This is a genomic window from Acinetobacter courvalinii, assembly GCF_014635545.1.
GTDB classification, from domain to species: domain Bacteria; phylum Pseudomonadota; class Gammaproteobacteria; order Pseudomonadales; family Moraxellaceae; genus Acinetobacter; species Acinetobacter courvalinii.
This window is the reverse complement of sequence record NZ_BMDA01000001.1, coordinates 1,438,389-1,453,411: the sequence shown is the minus strand read 5'-3', so window position 1 is coordinate 1,453,411 and position 15,023 is coordinate 1,438,389. Positions and strand designations below refer to the sequence as shown.

Genomic DNA, 15,023 nt, shown 5'->3' with positions numbered 1-15,023 from the left:
GTGGCTTTTTTTACATAGATTAGAAATGATTTGGATCTGCAAGTTTCCACATCCGATAGTAGAAATTGTCTTCATCTTTCAAATCGCCCAGCAACAACTCGTTTTCTTTTAAGAAGAAATGGATCTGTGCATAGTTTTTAATTTCACGATCATTCATACGTTGAGCTAAATGGTGTGCCTTGATTTCTGAAGGGTGATTTAGACCGGCAGCTGCAATCATTTCAGAAAGAGCATGCAGGGTATTTTTATGGAAGTTAAAAACACGTTCGGCTTTACTTGGTACATCCAGTGCTTTTTGACGGTCTTTATCTTGGGTGGCAACGCCAACTGGACATTGGTTGGTATGACAGCTTTGTGCCTGAATACAGCCTACCGCAAACATGAAACCACGTGCTGAATTGACCCAATCTGCGCCCAAGGCAAAAGTGCTGGCAATATCAAAGGCACTGATCATTTTACCACTGGCACCGATTTTGATCTGATCACGTAAACCGGCACCGACCAGGGTATTATGTACAAAACGCAAGCCTTCTCTTAACGGTGTACCAATATAGTCGCTGAACTCGATTGGTGCGGCACCGGTACCGCCTTCTGAACCATCAACCACCACAAAATCAGGAACAATTTTAGTTTCCAGCATGGCTTTGACAATGCTCATAAATTGCCACGGCTGTCCGATACATAGCTTAAAGCCAACCGGTTTACCACCCGACAGTTCACGAAGCTGCTGGATAAAATGCATCATTTCAATCGGGGTGTTAAAGCTTGGATGCTTAGACGGTGAAATACAGTCATGCTCACGTGAAATACCACGGATCGCAGCAATTTCCTCAGTAATCTTATGCTTTGGCAAAATACCGCCATGACCCGGTTTCGCACCTTGAGACAGTTTCACCTCGATCATTTTGATCTTCGGATTTTTTGCCTGTTCAGCAAATTTTTCCGGTGAAAACAGACCTTGTGGAGTACGGCAGCCGAAATAGCCGCTGGCAATTTGCCAGACAATGTCACCACCATTTTCTAAATGATAAGGACTTAAGCTGCCTTCGCCTGTGTCATGATAAAACTTACCCAGCGCGGCACCTTTATTGAGGGCACGAATTGCATTGGCACTTAAACTGCCAAAACTCATCGCAGAAATATTCATAATCGATGCGCTGTAGGGCTGGCTACATTGTGCATTACCAATCTGTACGCGGAAGGTCGCTGGATCAGAGGGAGGACAAGGTGCAATCGAGTGAACAATAAAACGGTAATTGGGATCATACACATCAATGATGGAACCAAAGGGTTTATCTGCATTCTCATTCTTGGCACGTTGATAGACCAGACTACGTTGCATGCGTGAAAAGGGTAATGCATCTTGATCGGACTCAATAAAGTACTGACGGATTTCCGGGCGGACATCTTCAAAAATAAAGCGGAAATGCCCAAGAATCGGATAGTTTCTTAAAATGGCATGTTTCTTTTGTAATAAATCATGTAGGCCGACCAGGCTGAGTAAACTGCTTACCAGCCAGAGTCCGTTTAACAAGGTGTCTGAAATAAAATAATAAATACTATGCGGGGTATAAATTGTTTTGAACCAGGTAATACTTAAAGCAATGAAAATACAAAGAAACCAAACAGAATGTCTTGAAAAGAAAGTGTTAAGTAATTTATGTCTTATCGCTTGTGCTGGACTAGCCATTGGCAGGAGATTCCTAAAAATAAAGCAACTGACAAACGATGCCAAGAACCTGCCTGAACCACAAGTAACGAATTGTTAGATATGAGAATTATTCTCTTATAAAATAAGTGCGATACCTCTTTATTTGAAGATAAAACGCAAGCTTTAGTAAAGCTAAGATGACTTATTTATGACAAAATATGAATCTGTAGCAAAGCAGCAATAAACAACACAATAAATGTAAGAATGATTACAAATAGAAAAACTGAATTTTAGATAATAAGCAAGAATACAAAAAAGTGGAGGACCCTCGAAATGCCACAATATTTGCGTATTGCTGAAAAAGTTTATAAGAACCTTAAAGACGAAAAAAAGTTTACGCAAGCTCCAGTCGAATATATCAATGATTTACTCAAACAAATCCGTAAAGAGCTGAAGGGTACCGATATGAAGCTTATTTACAATTTTATTGAGTTTAATTCTGGTTTTAAGAACCAGCTTATAGATGGTTACCTGAATATCGATGTCAGTCTGATTCCAAATTATAAATATCAGGATGAATATGTGCTCTGGCTGGCAGGATTTATTGAAAAAATTACCGTCGGTGGGAAAAAAAGGATTCCTCCTATCGTCGATAATATTCCGCCCGAATTTACCGTGACTAGTGATCTCAGGCAGATCGATGTGATGAACACAGATAAAAACAGTAAGCAGATTATCTCCTATTTCAAGAGTGGAGATTTTCTAAATGGCTTCAATCAACACTAACTTAAGTGTTACGATCATCAAGGAGTATTGAATCCGTTCAGTACTCCTTTCATACATAAAAATCAGTTCCAGATAAGAAATAAATTAAACTTGTACAATTTTATATCTGGCTGATTTTTAGTTTAAATTTTTCACTATAGCCCAAAGAGACCAACAATGCCAAAACGTGAAAAAGTATTAACCATATTTGAAGCTTTACGAGAAAGCCATGAAAAGCAAAGAGAATTTTCTGAAAAGTTAGTGAAAACTTCGGGCGATAGCCCTGAAAGAAGAGAGCTTTTTGATTTATTAAAAAATGAACTGTTTGCCCATGCGGTTGCTGAAGATCGCTATCTCTATATTCCTTTAATGATGTCTGATGCAGGGCTGAATATTACCCGTCATGCTTTAGCAGAGCACCATGAAATGGATGAGTTGCTCGAGCAGCTAACAGAGACCGAGTTTAGTAATCCGGGATGGCTGGCGATAGCCAAGAAATTATCTGAAGTGGTTCATCATCATCTTAAAGAGGAAGAACATAGTTTTTTCCAGCAAGCGGGTAAAATTTTAGCAGATGATCAAAAACTGGAGCTGGCAGAAAAATATCAGGCCGAATATATAAAATATTTAAATAAAGACAAAGATAGTCTGACCTAAATGTAAAAAGTTAATGTATGAAGACCCTCTTTATTAGGGTTTTTATTTCATTAAGTTTCTCGATCTATTTCAATATATTTCCTGCTTTACTTTAAATCATCGTCATTAACTTAAAAAAAATTCTTATAACGGTTTTTAACAAAGAAGTTATCTAGTCTAAAACTGTAAAGCGTACATGAATTGAAACTTCTATTTAAGCATAAGGTTTCAAGTAAATTATTTTTTTAAGGAGAATAACCATGACAAATAATGACCAATATGATCGTGAGCGTATTAAGAACTCATCTGATGAAGTAAAAAAAGAATTAAATGCTGATCCAATTACCGGTGAACCGGGTTCGCATCCGGTTGGAACAGGTGTTGGTGCAGCAGGCGGTGCGGTAGCAGGTGCGGCAATCGGTAGTGCAGGTGGTCCTGTGGGTACATTGGTGGGTGGCGCCGTAGGTGCCTTTGTTGGTGGTTTAACCGGTAATGCGGTGGGTGAGGCGATTGATCCGACTGTAGAAGATGCCTACTGGCGCGAAAATTACCTGAATCAGCCTTATTATAATGAGGCCAAAGCCAAGTATCCTGATCTGGACTATGATCGTGATTATCGTGGCGCTTATCGTGTGGGCTATGAAAAACGTTATGGCTATGAGCCAGACGTGGCCTTTGAAGATGTTGAACCAGAATTAAGAACACACTGGGATCAAGAAGGGAAAGCGGACTCGCGCTTATCTTGGGATGAAGCACGCCATGCTTCACGAGATGCATGGAACCGGACGACAGATCTATCCAAATAATAGTTTAAAGTTGAAGTCTCCAAGCCCTGTTCTTTAAGAACAGGGTTTTTTATATAAAGTGCTATGTGTAGAAAAAGAAAACCGCCCGTACAGGCGGTAGCTGAAACTGGTCAGCAAATCATAGAAGTGTGAACGGTCAAGAGCCCACTTCTATTTTCTTGAATTAGTGGCTTTTATTAAATGCTTCCATAAATTCATCTGATTTAAAATATGAATTAATCAGCTCGCCACTTTTAGAGTATTCTGGCTGGACAGGTGCAGTTTTCTGCGGTGCTTTGGGTAAGGTATATTTAAATTCTGGAGGAATCTCTTTACGAATAGGCGGGAGCTTTCTCTTTCCATCCGTGGTAATTCTCTGAATAAAACCTGCTAACCACAAGATGAATTCACCTTCATTTTTTATCGCCGGAATAAGGCTCACATCCAGTTTAACCTTGCATTCAGCATTAGGCCTGTTCAGACATTCTTCAAAGTCAATAAAGTTATAAAGTAATTTTAATTTAGACCCTTTGAGTTCTTTTCGAATCTCAATCATTAAATTATTTAAATTTTCTAATGGATCCTGCTGGAAGTCTTTATTTTCCTTTACTTGTCGATAAACTGTTTCAGCTATACGTAAATATTGTGGCATATCTTACTCTCCCGAAATCCAAGCTATGTAGAGATTATGAAGAGTTTTAGGTTTTTTATTGTGAGTGTTGTGCCTGTTCTTGTGAGTAATAGGAGCTTTATGCAACTAAATAGCAGTATTGGAAGAATAACTTAGGTTTGCTCAAGGTGCTGTTCTGTTTTTATCTGTTATCTAGCTTTTTATAATATATAACCCAACAAGATCCAATATTATTTTTAAAAATATTAGACCTTGCGTTTGTGCTTACTTAGCAATATTCATAAACAATTAATGCTGTAAACTTTTGGTCATTTTCACTGCCATACGAATGACTCATAAATTTAATATTGACCTGATGATTATTCTGGGTAAGTTCATTTCTCAGCCAGTCATTGATGGTGTGTTCTAATGTTTGAATTGAACCCGCTTCAAAAGCTTTGATTTTAGCCATTATTATTTCTCCTTTCCCAAATAATTATGAAAGTATGAGCATATATGCATCGAAATTAATTTCTTTATATCATTTGTCTTGGTTTTGAAAGTTTTTATACCTTTCTATTAACTTGTTTCGAGATATATATTGAATAATATCGAAACACATAGGTGCTAAATTTAAGATATATTTTTCAATAAGTTAAAGAGATATTTAATCGTTAGACGTATTTTTTATAATTACATAAGATTGCATTTCTTAAGAAAAGTAAAAAAAGTAACAGGGAAATTTACATGATTAATCTTCAGTATAGAGGTTGCTTAAATACATTAAGAGGTGCCACATGTTAAAAACGATTTTGACTTTAGGAACTGGTGTTGCTCTAGGTTGTTATTATAAGTCTCATAAAGATAAAAATAAATTATCTGATGAGAAAAAAGATGATGATCTGAGCATGGACGATAGCGTAAAAGGCAAGAAAGTGCTGAGCAAGTTCCTGAAATAATCTGAAAGGGAAGCTTGTGATCAAGCTTCCCTTATATTAAGCCTAAATTTTGCTAAATATAAAGTCGAGTATAAGTATAAGGAAATAAAAGATGAGTGCCAAAGATAATCAATTGATCGGTTCCAAGCCCCCTTATAACGCTGAATATGTCCTGGACAGCATGATGGATATCGATGAGTGGGAGCGAGATTCAGCTAAACATCACAAACATTTATCTGAGCGTCGAAAAAGCCGATTGCAGCAGGAACGTAAAAAGAAGTGTGTGTGGATGATGGATGAATAGAGCAGTTCTTTAAGATTCATCTGAGTTACTCAATTAACCAAGTGAGAGGTAATGAAAAATGAAGAATTTATACGTGAAAAGTCTAGCATTATGTTGTGTATTTGCCTTTGCTGGCTGTGATAAAAATCGGGATGCCGATGATCCAATGACCAAAGGTGAAACCACCACACCTCATTCTATGGAGGCAGCACCTGTAAGCCCTAATAATGAAATGCATGATGATATGCAGCATTCATCAGCACCAGCAATGATGAACGATCAAGGTACATCAGGTGTGCAGACAGGTAATACGACTTCAAATTCAGGACAATCCCCAGCGTCGTAAGTCAAAAGACCCGTTGGGAAAAATGACTAAAGTACCGAGCTCATACTTTAGTCATTTTTATTATTTATAGCGGATCAAAAATTAAATAATAGCCTAGACAGTTTTTATTGTGATTTTAATCACATTAAATTATAGTAATGCATTTTAACTCACTTATCATGTAGTGTTTATGTATATGAAGCTTAAGGGCTATTTCATAACTTAAAACAATATTAACAATTGATTACTGTAAATACTGCAAAATTCCTAAATAGAATATAAAGGAATAATGTCATGCATCAATATTTAAAAATAGCAGAACAAATTTATGATCAGGTTCAAACAAAATATGGGTTTACTGACGAGCATGTAGAAGATCTTAATAATTTAATGATTGAGTTAAGGAATTCTGCCAAAGATTCAGATTTTAAAATGCTTTATAATTATATTAATTTCGAAGACTTATTAATGAAGTCTAAAGCATTATCGATTGATTTGGATGTGAGTATTTTGCCGAAAAGTAAAAATAAAGGTGAATACATACTATGGTTATCAGGCTTTGTAGAAAAGCTGATCGTTTCTACCAAGAAGTCTGAAACAAAACTAAAAAATAAAGTGGTTATGCCGAATTATTATTATGATGATTCAGGTAATATTGTGAGTAAAACTAAAAATAGTGGTGAAGAAATTATTTCATATTTTAAAGATAAAGAACCCATTTAATGAAATAAAATAATCTTTCGTATTTTGCCACGATTATTTTGAAACAGGAGTTTTTAAGATGTCGAAACAATATATGTTAAAAGAAGTTGATGCGAGTAGTGAAGCAGGAGATAAAATTATTGTGGAGCAGATTTATGAAAAGCTGCCCCCGATAGATGTAAATATAAATGATTTTTCCTGGTCACCTTTATTTAAAGTGGTCATTACCGATAAAGTGATCCCGCTGAATGATGACTTAACCTTTACCCATCCACGGACTGGAAAAGTTTTTCGTATTGGCAGCTGAAAAAATGTGCTGCGCCGTACCGTAAACGAGGCGCCACATTGCAAGCCAGTGTGAAGACTCTTTGCTAGTTGATGTGAGGCGTATTTAAAGCCTCTGCCCAATCTTTTCCTTTGCAACGTGGGCATTGTTGCTGCAGATGATTTAAATGTTGGGTCATACCACAGTACATACACGAATAAAAAAGTGCCGGATTTAATTGATCTGTCTTTTTATAATGGTTTGGAAAGAGTGGCAATCCCCATTTTGTGTCGTCATTGGCATAGAACAGCAGACTTAAACAGCCATCAGTTTCAAGCAAAGCGACTTTGACTTGTCCGAGATGTTCAACACTTTGCTGGCGCATTTCTGCAAAAAATTCATCATGGGAATATTTTTCTTTTCTCATATCCTGTATCACCATCAAGCCATCTTCGACAATACAAAGTGGTTTTCCTTCCAGCAGGATTTCCACTTTCTTGCTTTTCATCATGGCCCAAGTCACTAGGCGATATAAAATAATGATGGTACACATGACCACGAAAGCTTGGGCAATCGGTGCATCATCAACAAACATCGGATCGCCGGCGGCACTGCCTAAACTCAGAATGATAGCGACTTCAAAGATTGAAAGTTGTCGGATGCCGCGTTTCCCGGACAGCTTTAAAAAGATCAGGATAAGCAGAAACATGACACAACAGCGAATGATGATTTCTACGACCAGTTCCCAAGTCGTATCGTGGATGAAAACACCGATAAGATCCATTATTGATTTACTCTTTCTTATAATTTGTAAGTGCTTATATTCTACGCAATAAAAATGAGCTTATGTTTTAAATAAGCTCATTTTTTTATAGGAGAGCAGGGACTACATTTTATCCCAGGCATCTTTGATGGCTTGTTTGGCCTGTTCCCATTTTAATCTTGATTCGGCTTTCAGCTCTTCCCAAGATTCTTTAAGATTGCCTTCTACGTCTTCGAACTGGGTATTACGATCATGTTCAGATCGTGCGCGGCTGCCTAACTCATATGCTTTGGAAAAGTCCCGGTCGTAATCGAGGTCTGGTGTATCCAGTGAAGCTTCCTGATAATAAGGACGGGTCACATAGCTTTCACGCCAATGATCATTTGGATCGATACTTACACGTGAACCTTGATTATTTTGATCAGTAATATTCTGATTTGTCATTATCGTTCTCCAGCAAATTTTCCAATGTATATAAAATTTAGGAGAATATTAATTTATTCTCCTAAATATTTACGGATCTCAAAATAATCAAAGCTTATTTCTGCTGATTATTTTGGTTTGATCCTTGGTTGTTAGAATCTTTTTGATTAGATCCTTGTTGCTGACGGTTGTCATTTTGCTGCTGTTGCTGCTGACGGTTGTCATTATTTTGGTTTTGCTGATTTTGCTGGTTTTGTTGCTGCTGCTGTTGGTTATTGCGCTCTTGATTGCTTTGATTATTTGTATTACTCATGATCGTACACCTCATTTGGTTATTGATATTATCTGAGTAAATCAGATGGTTTAATTAAAACATATTTTTATCCGAAGAATAGGGCAAGCCTGTTTCACTTTATTTAAATGTAATATACAAATTTTCATTAAATAATGCTTTTTTAAGAGCTTAATGGTTGTAATCAAGTTTTGATGAAAACAGTATTAATATAAGTTGATATCAACGTAACATAAAGCAACATAAAATAGGGTTTCTCCTTTCTTATATATCTTTTTTCTTGATAATTTTAACAAGATTTGTGCATATATCTTTGAGTAATCTTTCCAGCTTTTTTTCAGGGCTACCTTTATATAGATTTCTGAAATTATAGTTTTTATTTTTATAGTTTATGCAGTAAAAGAATGTTCCAACTGGCTTTTGTTTGGTTTCAGATCCTCCTGGCTTAAGCAAGCCGGTACAGGAAATATAAATATCAGATTTAAAGATATGTTTGCCTTTATTAATCATTTCTTCAGTAATTTCACTTGATTCGGCGCTATATTTTTTAATCATCGCAGGAGAAATTTTAAGTACTTTTTCTTTTACTTTAAGGTCATAGCAAACCAGACTACCGGTCAGAATATCCCCAGAAAATGGACTCAAAGAAAACTGGTAAGATAAATAACCAGCTGATGCACTTTCCAGAAAGAAGATAGAAAGTTTTTTTTGTGCGAGTAATTCACAGGATTTCTTAAACATGGCTTTCTCGAATAAAACTCATTCATTAAATTATTAATTATTTTGAAATCTATTTTATGGATAAATAATTCAAAATATTAAAATGTAAAAATATACTTTTTCTATATGGTTGATATAAAAGGTTTTTAAATTTTATGTGTTTCAATATTAACCTGTTTTAACAAAATGTTGGTAGGAATAAAGGATGAGCAAAGTAAGGTGATTTTATAGTTTCGATTCGGAGAATGGAAATGTCTGTTGTCGTAAAAAAAAGATTACTTGATTTGTTGCAGGACGATCATAAAAATTATTACGAGTTAGTTTCTTTCTTCCTCGATGGGGATATATCTAACTTTGAAAAAGAGAAAAAAGCCGTTAATTTTTTAAAACAAGAATTTGAGATGATGAAACCGAGCAAGATTTCTTTGCCCAATCAAATTGAAGAAATCCGTGCTTGGTATAACAATGAAAATCGAAAAGTATGTCAAGACTATCAGGAATATTTGAGCCAGCGTAATGCAGGAGGCGAGCGAGAATATTTTAAAAATATCGGGCAGGCCTTTGAATTCCTACTTAAAGTTGCCCCAGTTAAAAAGGTAGACGGTTCCTGGCTATACAGCATTGTCAATTACTGGAATGATCCGGTCTTTCATGATCTGATTCTGATCTATCTGGAAGAGCTTGGCTTAGGGCAGGCAAAAGCCAATCATGTCTGCATTTATGATGATTTATTGCGTGTATTGGGACTGGATGATTTTGAGCTGTTTCTGGATGATGAATATTACCATCAATCTGCGGTTCAACTTGCACTCGGTTATGCTCCGCCAGAGTATATTCCTGAAATCATTGGCTTTAATCTCGGCTATGAGCAGCTGCCTTTACATCTTCTTATCACCAACTATGAACTTAAAGAGTTAGGAATCGAAGCCAAGTATTTCAATTTACATATTACCATTGATAATCTAGACAATGGCCATGCACATAAATCCCTGAAAGTCTTTGAAAATGTTTATAAAAAATATAAAGATAAAGATGTTTTCATGCAGAAGGTAAAACGTGGTTATGCACTCAATCAGCAAGGCATATCCTCCCGGCAAATTATTAAAAACCTGAATCTAGAAAACTTTGTTTATAAAATCTTGAAGCGTAAGGCACTCATCGGACAACTGGTGCATAACGAAAAACAGTTTGTTGGGTGTAAATCCATTAATCAGTGGTTGGCTAATCCTCAAGAAATTGGCAGCTTCATCAATCAACTGGTTGAAAAGCGGTGGATTAAATTTAATTGTGATCCGGAAGAAAGTGTGTTCTGGCGCATGATCAGCCATGAAGACGGAAAAATGTATGGGGTGTTTACTCCGGCCGAAAGACAGATTATTCACGACTGGATTGCAGGCGAACAATACTCAACCCATGTATTGCCGTATAAGAATAGCCTAAGTAAAGAACAACCCTTACATGACTATTTATTTAGTTATATCTCGGATGGCGAACTGGAACATTTACAAAACAGAGTCAGCCAGACAGACAATTTTGCACTCAAGCTTTGTAAATTGACGCCTTTTCTCGCCCCCGAATCCCATCACAAAAGCATCGGTTTATGGAGTACGCAGAAATATGCAGAACTTTTATTTCCTTATTTAACCGCTTCGCCGCGTTAAGTGAGGAAACATGAGCAAAACATCTCATCATTTTTATATAGCCAACAATAAACAGGGTAGCCCAATGAATGACGATCTTAAAGAGAATAATAGCCAAAGTGCTTTAGCTGGGAATACACCAGATAAAATGAATCAAACTGACAAGACCAGACAGCTTGATCAGGTCAGAAGTGATGCGACCAATGAAGCGCTCACCACCAATCAAGGGGTCAAGATTTCAGATAACCAGAACAGTTTGAAAGCGGGCGTACGCGGTTCGACTTTACTTGAAGACTTTATTTTACGTGAGAAAATTACTCACTTTGACCATGAGCGCATTCCGGAACGGATTGTACATGCACGTGGTGTGGGTGCGCATGGCTATTTTCAGGCCTATGAAGGCAATGAACGTTTTACCAAAGCCGGCTTCTTGACTGACCCGAGCATACAGACGCCTATTTTTGTGCGTTTTTCTACCGTTCAGGGACCTCGTGGTTCAGCTGATACGGTACGTGATATTCGCGGTTTCGCCATCAAGTTCTATACCCAAGAAGGTAACTTTGATCTGGTGGGGAATAATGCCCCTGTATTTTTTGTTCAGGACGGGATTAAATTTCCGGATTTTGTTCATGCGGTTAAACCGGAACCACATAGAGAAATTCCGACTGGCGCTACCGCCCATGATACCTTCTGGGATTTTGTCTCACTGGTGCCTGAATCTGCGCATGCAGTCATGTGGGCCATGTCAGACCGTGCGATTCCGCGCAATTTACGCTCGATACAGGGCTTTGGTGTGCATACCTTCCGTCTGATTGATGCACATGAAAAAGCACGCTTTGTGAAATTTCACTGGACGCCTAAACAAGGTTTAAGCGCGCTGGTCTGGGATGAAGCACAAAAACTGGCAGGTAAAGATCCGGATTTCCATCGACGGGATCTGTATGAAGCCATTGAGCAGGGCCTCTATCCTGAATGGGAACTGGGAGTGCAGATTGTTGAAGAAGAAGATGAAATGAGCTTCGATTTCGACCTGCTGGACCCGACCAAAATTATTCCCGAAGAGTTGGTCCCGATTACCCCGATTGGAAAGTTCGTATTGAATCGTAATGTCGACAACTTTTTTGCGGAGACCGAGCAGATCGCATTTTGCCCGGGTCATATCGTGCCAGGACTTGATTTTACCAATGATCCGTTGTTACAGGCGCGCTTATTCTCTTATACCGATACCCAGTTAAGTCGTTTGGGTGGGCCGAATTTCCATCAGATCCCGATCAATAAACCGGTCTGCCCATTCCATAATAACCAGCGTGATGGCATACATCAGCATCAAATTCATAAAGGTCAGGCCTCTTATCAACCTAATTCGATCGATAATAACTGGCCAATTGAGATTCCGCCTGCCGCGCAGAATGGAGGCTTTGAAAGTTATCAGGAGCGTATTGATGGACATAAAATTCGCCAGCGCAGTGAATCTTTCTCGGATCACTTCTCACAAGCCCGTTTGTACTATCAAAGCCTGGCACCGCATGAGCAAAAACATGTGATAGATGCCTATACCTTTGAATTGAGCAAGGTCCAGCGCCCACACATCCGTGAGCGTGAAGTTCAGGAAGTGCTGGCCAATATTGATACTGATCTTGCCAAGCAAGTCGGGCAAAATCTCGGGATTGAAGTGCCAGACTTAAAAGAAAACTTCAGGCATGCCAGCATTGAAAAATCTGAAAAACTATCTATGCAGGCATTTATTCCAGAGGATATCAAGGGCCGTAAAATAGCGGTACTGATTCATGATAAAGTCCATGCCGAGAGCTTACGTAGCATTATCAACTGGTCGATTCAGGAAAATGCCATTGTGCATTTACTGACACCAATGCTGGCGCCTGTAAAAGGCTCACGTGATGAAGTGATTCCTTCAGATGGTATGCAGAAAGCCGAACCCTCGATTATCTATGATGCGGTGGTGATTGCCGATGGTGACAATCTGGATGCCGTTTTAGCCGATGGTGTGAGCAAGCATTACTTGCTGGAAGCCTATAAACATTTAAAACCGATTGTGTTGCTGGGTGACAAAGCTGAGTTACTGGATCAGTTGGGTTTAAAACCGGATGAAGGCACGCTATTACAGGATGATTTCCTGCAGGTGGCCGACACGCTTAAACACTTACTACGCCATCATCGTGTTTGGGACAGGGAAGCCGTAGCCGAAGCCATACCTGCCTAATATAAAAAAAGCTCCTATATGGAGCTTTTTTTATATCCGTTTAAAATATTGCTCAGGCAGCAGAAAGCTTGACCAGGACTATGGCAATGCGCTCAATATGCTGATAGGCAGGTTGCTCCAGCTCTTCTCCGAACACATCTGGATCAATTTCTTCATAACTGTATTTAAAGTCTGGATAATGTTGCATCCAGTGATCGACGGCTTGTAAAAATTTATTGCCGTCTTGGCTTATTGCAATTCCTGTATATAAAAATAACGTGCCTTGAGGCGTAAGCCTTTTTATGCCTTCTGTGAGAATGTTAAAGGATAGGTCCGTGCCATCCAGTGTATTGCCGCCGTGGCGGTATTGACGTTCATGCAGATCCATCAGATAAGGTGGATTGGCAAAAATCAAATCGAAATCACCTTCCAGAGCAGAGAACAAATTGCTGTGAATGGGAAAAATATTATCGATACCTAAAAATTTTTTATTTATCTGGCTATAAAACAGAGCTTTGGGATTGATGTCGGCCGTGAAAATTTCTGTCGTTTCAGGAAATAAGCGGGCAACTGCAATAGCCACCGGAGACGCACCACAACACAGTTCTACACTGCGTTTTACCGTCTGGGGCTGGGTAAGCAAATATTGTTTAAGATGATAATGAAAGCGATAGGTGTCGGGACCAAAGAATACCGCATCGGTTTCAACGGTTGGAAAAGCGGAATGAATAAATAACTGATCATCCAGAGAAGCGACCCGAACAAGACTCAACCACTGCTGGTTTTCAATACGGATCAGGTGAGCATTTTTTAATATCAGAAACAGACGTTGATCAAGATCTTGTGGATAAAAGGGCAGATTCCAGCCAAAGATATCCTTTAAGTTTCGAAGTTCATTGGGTAAATTTTGCTTACGCATAAAAATCCGTTCATGGCTGAGCGGAGTAATCACAGTGAAACGGTAATGTTTTTGTTTTAGAAAATTAAGTAAATACAGTAAAGCCCTCTGCTGTACAAGTTCCATATTCACGTGCTGATCCATGTTTTAGCCTCTTGTTTTTATTAAAAAACCTCCCGAAGGAGGTTCTGTGCTCACTTAGCCATTCACGATTTCACCACCATTGACATGGATGACCTGTCCGGTGATATAACTGGCATCATCAGACGCCAGAAACAAGTAGGCTGGCGCAACTTCACTCGGCTGGCCCATTCGTCCCATTGGCGTGTCCTGACCGAATTTTGCGACAGTTTCTGCATCGAAACTACTTGGAATCAGGGGCGTCCAGATCGGGCCAGGGGCAACACCATTGACTCGGATGCCTTTTTTCTGCTTCATCAGATTATTGGATAAACTACGGGTAAACGTGGTAATTGCGCCTTTAGTACTGGCGTAGTCCATTAATTCATCATGTCCATGATAACTGGTAATACTGGTGGTATTAATAATACTGTCTCCTTCTTTTAAATGAGGCAGTACGGCTTTGGTTAAATGAAACATTGAAAATATATTGGTTTTAAATGTTTTTTCCAGCTGTTCGGTACTAATATCGCCAAGATCTTTTTGTTGATACTGTACACCCGCATTATTAATCAGAATATTAATCTTTCCGAACACCTTAAGGGTTTCTGCGACACATTTTTCTGAACTTTTGGGATCGCTAATATCTTCCTTGAGCAGTAAACAATGCTGACCTTCTTGTTCAACCAGTTGTTTGGTTTTTTCAGCATCTTGTTGTTCTTCAAGATAAATAATTGCGACGTCTGCACCTTCACGGGCAAATAACACCGCGATGGAACGGCCTATACCGCTATCGCCACCACTAATCAGCACCACTTTATCTTTAAGTTTATGACTACCCTGATGGGTGGATTTAATGATTTCAGGTTCTGGATGCATAACTTGTTGCTCTCCAGGCTGGTGTTGTTGTTCTTGCGCCGGTGCAGCTGTTGGATATTGGTTCGGGTTATTGCTCATCTCTAACGTCCTTTGCTTCGATTATTTTTCATCATCTTGGAAAAAGATGT

Annotated in this window: 19 protein-coding genes; 10 read left to right on the top strand and 9 right to left on the bottom strand. The window is 38.6% G+C overall.

Annotation, left to right across the window (positions count from 1 at the left end; all coding sequences use genetic code 11):
* Positions 1-19 precede the first annotated feature (19 nt).
* Entirely contained in the window at positions 20-1,690 is a 1,671-nt protein-coding gene (locus IEV39_RS06530) for an FMN-binding glutamate synthase family protein (RefSeq protein WP_005230063.1), read from the bottom strand.
* A gap of 294 nt (positions 1,691-1,984) precedes the next feature.
* Here IEV39_RS06530 and IEV39_RS06525 point away from each other — a divergent pair, with 294 nt between their 5' ends.
* The 3 genes from IEV39_RS06525 to IEV39_RS06515 all read left to right on the top strand — a co-directional run bounded on the left by IEV39_RS06525 (position 1,985) and on the right by IEV39_RS06515 (position 3,858).
* A complete protein-coding gene (locus IEV39_RS06525; protein ID WP_005285411.1) occupies positions 1,985-2,437 on the top strand; it encodes a hypothetical protein in 453 nt (150 codons plus the stop codon).
* Between the two features lie 156 nt (positions 2,438-2,593).
* Positions 2,594-3,073 carry a hemerythrin domain-containing protein gene (locus IEV39_RS06520; RefSeq protein ID WP_005285413.1) on the top strand — a complete coding sequence of 160 codons (480 nt, stop codon included), beginning with the start codon at positions 2,594-2,596 and terminating at the stop codon, positions 3,071-3,073.
* A 239-nt stretch (positions 3,074-3,312) separates the two neighbouring features.
* Positions 3,313-3,858: a glycine zipper domain-containing protein gene (locus tag IEV39_RS06515; RefSeq protein WP_005230070.1), complete on the top strand. Its 546-nt coding sequence runs from the start codon at positions 3,313-3,315 to the stop codon at positions 3,856-3,858.
* Between the two features lie 163 nt (positions 3,859-4,021).
* Here IEV39_RS06515 and IEV39_RS06510 read toward each other — a convergent pair whose 3' ends face one another.
* Positions 4,022-4,489 carry a hypothetical protein gene (locus IEV39_RS06510; RefSeq protein WP_005230071.1) on the bottom strand — a complete coding sequence of 156 codons (468 nt, stop codon included), beginning with the start codon at positions 4,487-4,489 and terminating at the stop codon, positions 4,022-4,024.
* Positions 4,490-4,736: 247 nt separating this feature from the next.
* A complete protein-coding gene (locus IEV39_RS06505) occupies positions 4,737-4,919 on the bottom strand; it encodes a hypothetical protein (RefSeq protein ID WP_005230073.1) in 183 nt (60 codons plus the stop codon).
* A 325-nt stretch (positions 4,920-5,244) separates the two neighbouring features.
* Here IEV39_RS06505 and IEV39_RS06500 point away from each other — a divergent pair, with 325 nt between their 5' ends.
* From IEV39_RS06500 to IEV39_RS06480, 5 genes are all read left to right on the top strand, one after another.
* Entirely contained in the window at positions 5,245-5,406 is a 162-nt protein-coding gene (locus IEV39_RS06500) for a hypothetical protein (protein WP_005230075.1), read from the top strand.
* 91 nt (positions 5,407-5,497) lie between these two features.
* Positions 5,498-5,689, top strand: coding sequence for a hypothetical protein (locus IEV39_RS06495; protein ID WP_005285416.1), 192 nt, complete (start codon positions 5,498-5,500; stop codon positions 5,687-5,689).
* 58 nt (positions 5,690-5,747) lie between these two features.
* Complete coding sequence (locus tag IEV39_RS06490) at positions 5,748-6,014, top strand: hypothetical protein (RefSeq protein WP_005230077.1); 267 nt, start codon at positions 5,748-5,750, stop codon at positions 6,012-6,014.
* Positions 6,015-6,287: 273 nt separating this feature from the next.
* Positions 6,288-6,716, top strand: a complete 429-nt coding sequence (locus IEV39_RS06485; RefSeq protein WP_005285418.1) for a hypothetical protein — start codon at positions 6,288-6,290, stop codon at positions 6,714-6,716.
* A gap of 58 nt (positions 6,717-6,774) precedes the next feature.
* On the top strand, positions 6,775-7,002 hold the full coding sequence (locus tag IEV39_RS06480) for a hypothetical protein (protein ID WP_005285420.1): 228 nt from the start codon (positions 6,775-6,777) through the stop codon (positions 7,000-7,002).
* Between the two features lie 64 nt (positions 7,003-7,066).
* On the opposite strand, the gene IEV39_RS06475 is transcribed toward IEV39_RS06480, so the two are convergent.
* From IEV39_RS06475 to IEV39_RS06460, 4 genes are all read right to left on the bottom strand, one after another.
* Positions 7,067-7,744, bottom strand: coding sequence for a DUF421 domain-containing protein (locus IEV39_RS06475; RefSeq protein ID WP_005230081.1), 678 nt, complete (start codon positions 7,742-7,744; stop codon positions 7,067-7,069).
* Between the two features lie 102 nt (positions 7,745-7,846).
* Positions 7,847-8,167 carry a hypothetical protein gene (locus IEV39_RS06470; RefSeq protein ID WP_005285422.1) on the bottom strand — a complete coding sequence of 107 codons (321 nt, stop codon included), beginning with the start codon at positions 8,165-8,167 and terminating at the stop codon, positions 7,847-7,849.
* 94 nt (positions 8,168-8,261) lie between these two features.
* On the bottom strand, positions 8,262-8,459 hold the full coding sequence (locus IEV39_RS06465; RefSeq protein ID WP_005285424.1) for a hypothetical protein: 198 nt from the start codon (positions 8,457-8,459) through the stop codon (positions 8,262-8,264).
* Positions 8,460-8,702: 243 nt separating this feature from the next.
* Positions 8,703-9,179 (bottom strand): CinA family protein, encoded by a 477-nt coding sequence (locus IEV39_RS06460; protein WP_005285426.1) that lies wholly within the window; start codon positions 9,177-9,179, stop codon positions 8,703-8,705.
* Between the two features lie 230 nt (positions 9,180-9,409).
* Between IEV39_RS06460 and IEV39_RS06455 the strand changes: the two genes are divergently transcribed.
* Together IEV39_RS06455 and katE are read left to right on the top strand one after the other, a co-directional pair.
* Positions 9,410-10,819, top strand: coding sequence for an iron-containing redox enzyme family protein (locus IEV39_RS06455; RefSeq protein WP_005285428.1), 1,410 nt, complete (start codon positions 9,410-9,412; stop codon positions 10,817-10,819).
* Between the two features lie 10 nt (positions 10,820-10,829).
* Entirely contained in the window at positions 10,830-13,019 is a 2,190-nt protein-coding gene (katE, locus tag IEV39_RS06450) for a catalase HPII (protein WP_289812224.1), read from the top strand.
* A gap of 52 nt (positions 13,020-13,071) precedes the next feature.
* Here the strand turns inward: katE and IEV39_RS06445 are convergent, their stop codons facing one another.
* Both IEV39_RS06445 and IEV39_RS06440 read right to left on the bottom strand, forming a co-directional pair.
* Positions 13,072-14,040 carry a methyltransferase gene (locus IEV39_RS06445; RefSeq protein WP_005285432.1) on the bottom strand — a complete coding sequence of 323 codons (969 nt, stop codon included), beginning with the start codon at positions 14,038-14,040 and terminating at the stop codon, positions 13,072-13,074.
* Positions 14,041-14,094: 54 nt separating this feature from the next.
* Entirely contained in the window at positions 14,095-14,973 is an 879-nt protein-coding gene (locus IEV39_RS06440) for an SDR family oxidoreductase (RefSeq protein ID WP_005285434.1), read from the bottom strand.
* Between the last annotated feature and the right edge of the window lie 50 nt (positions 14,974-15,023).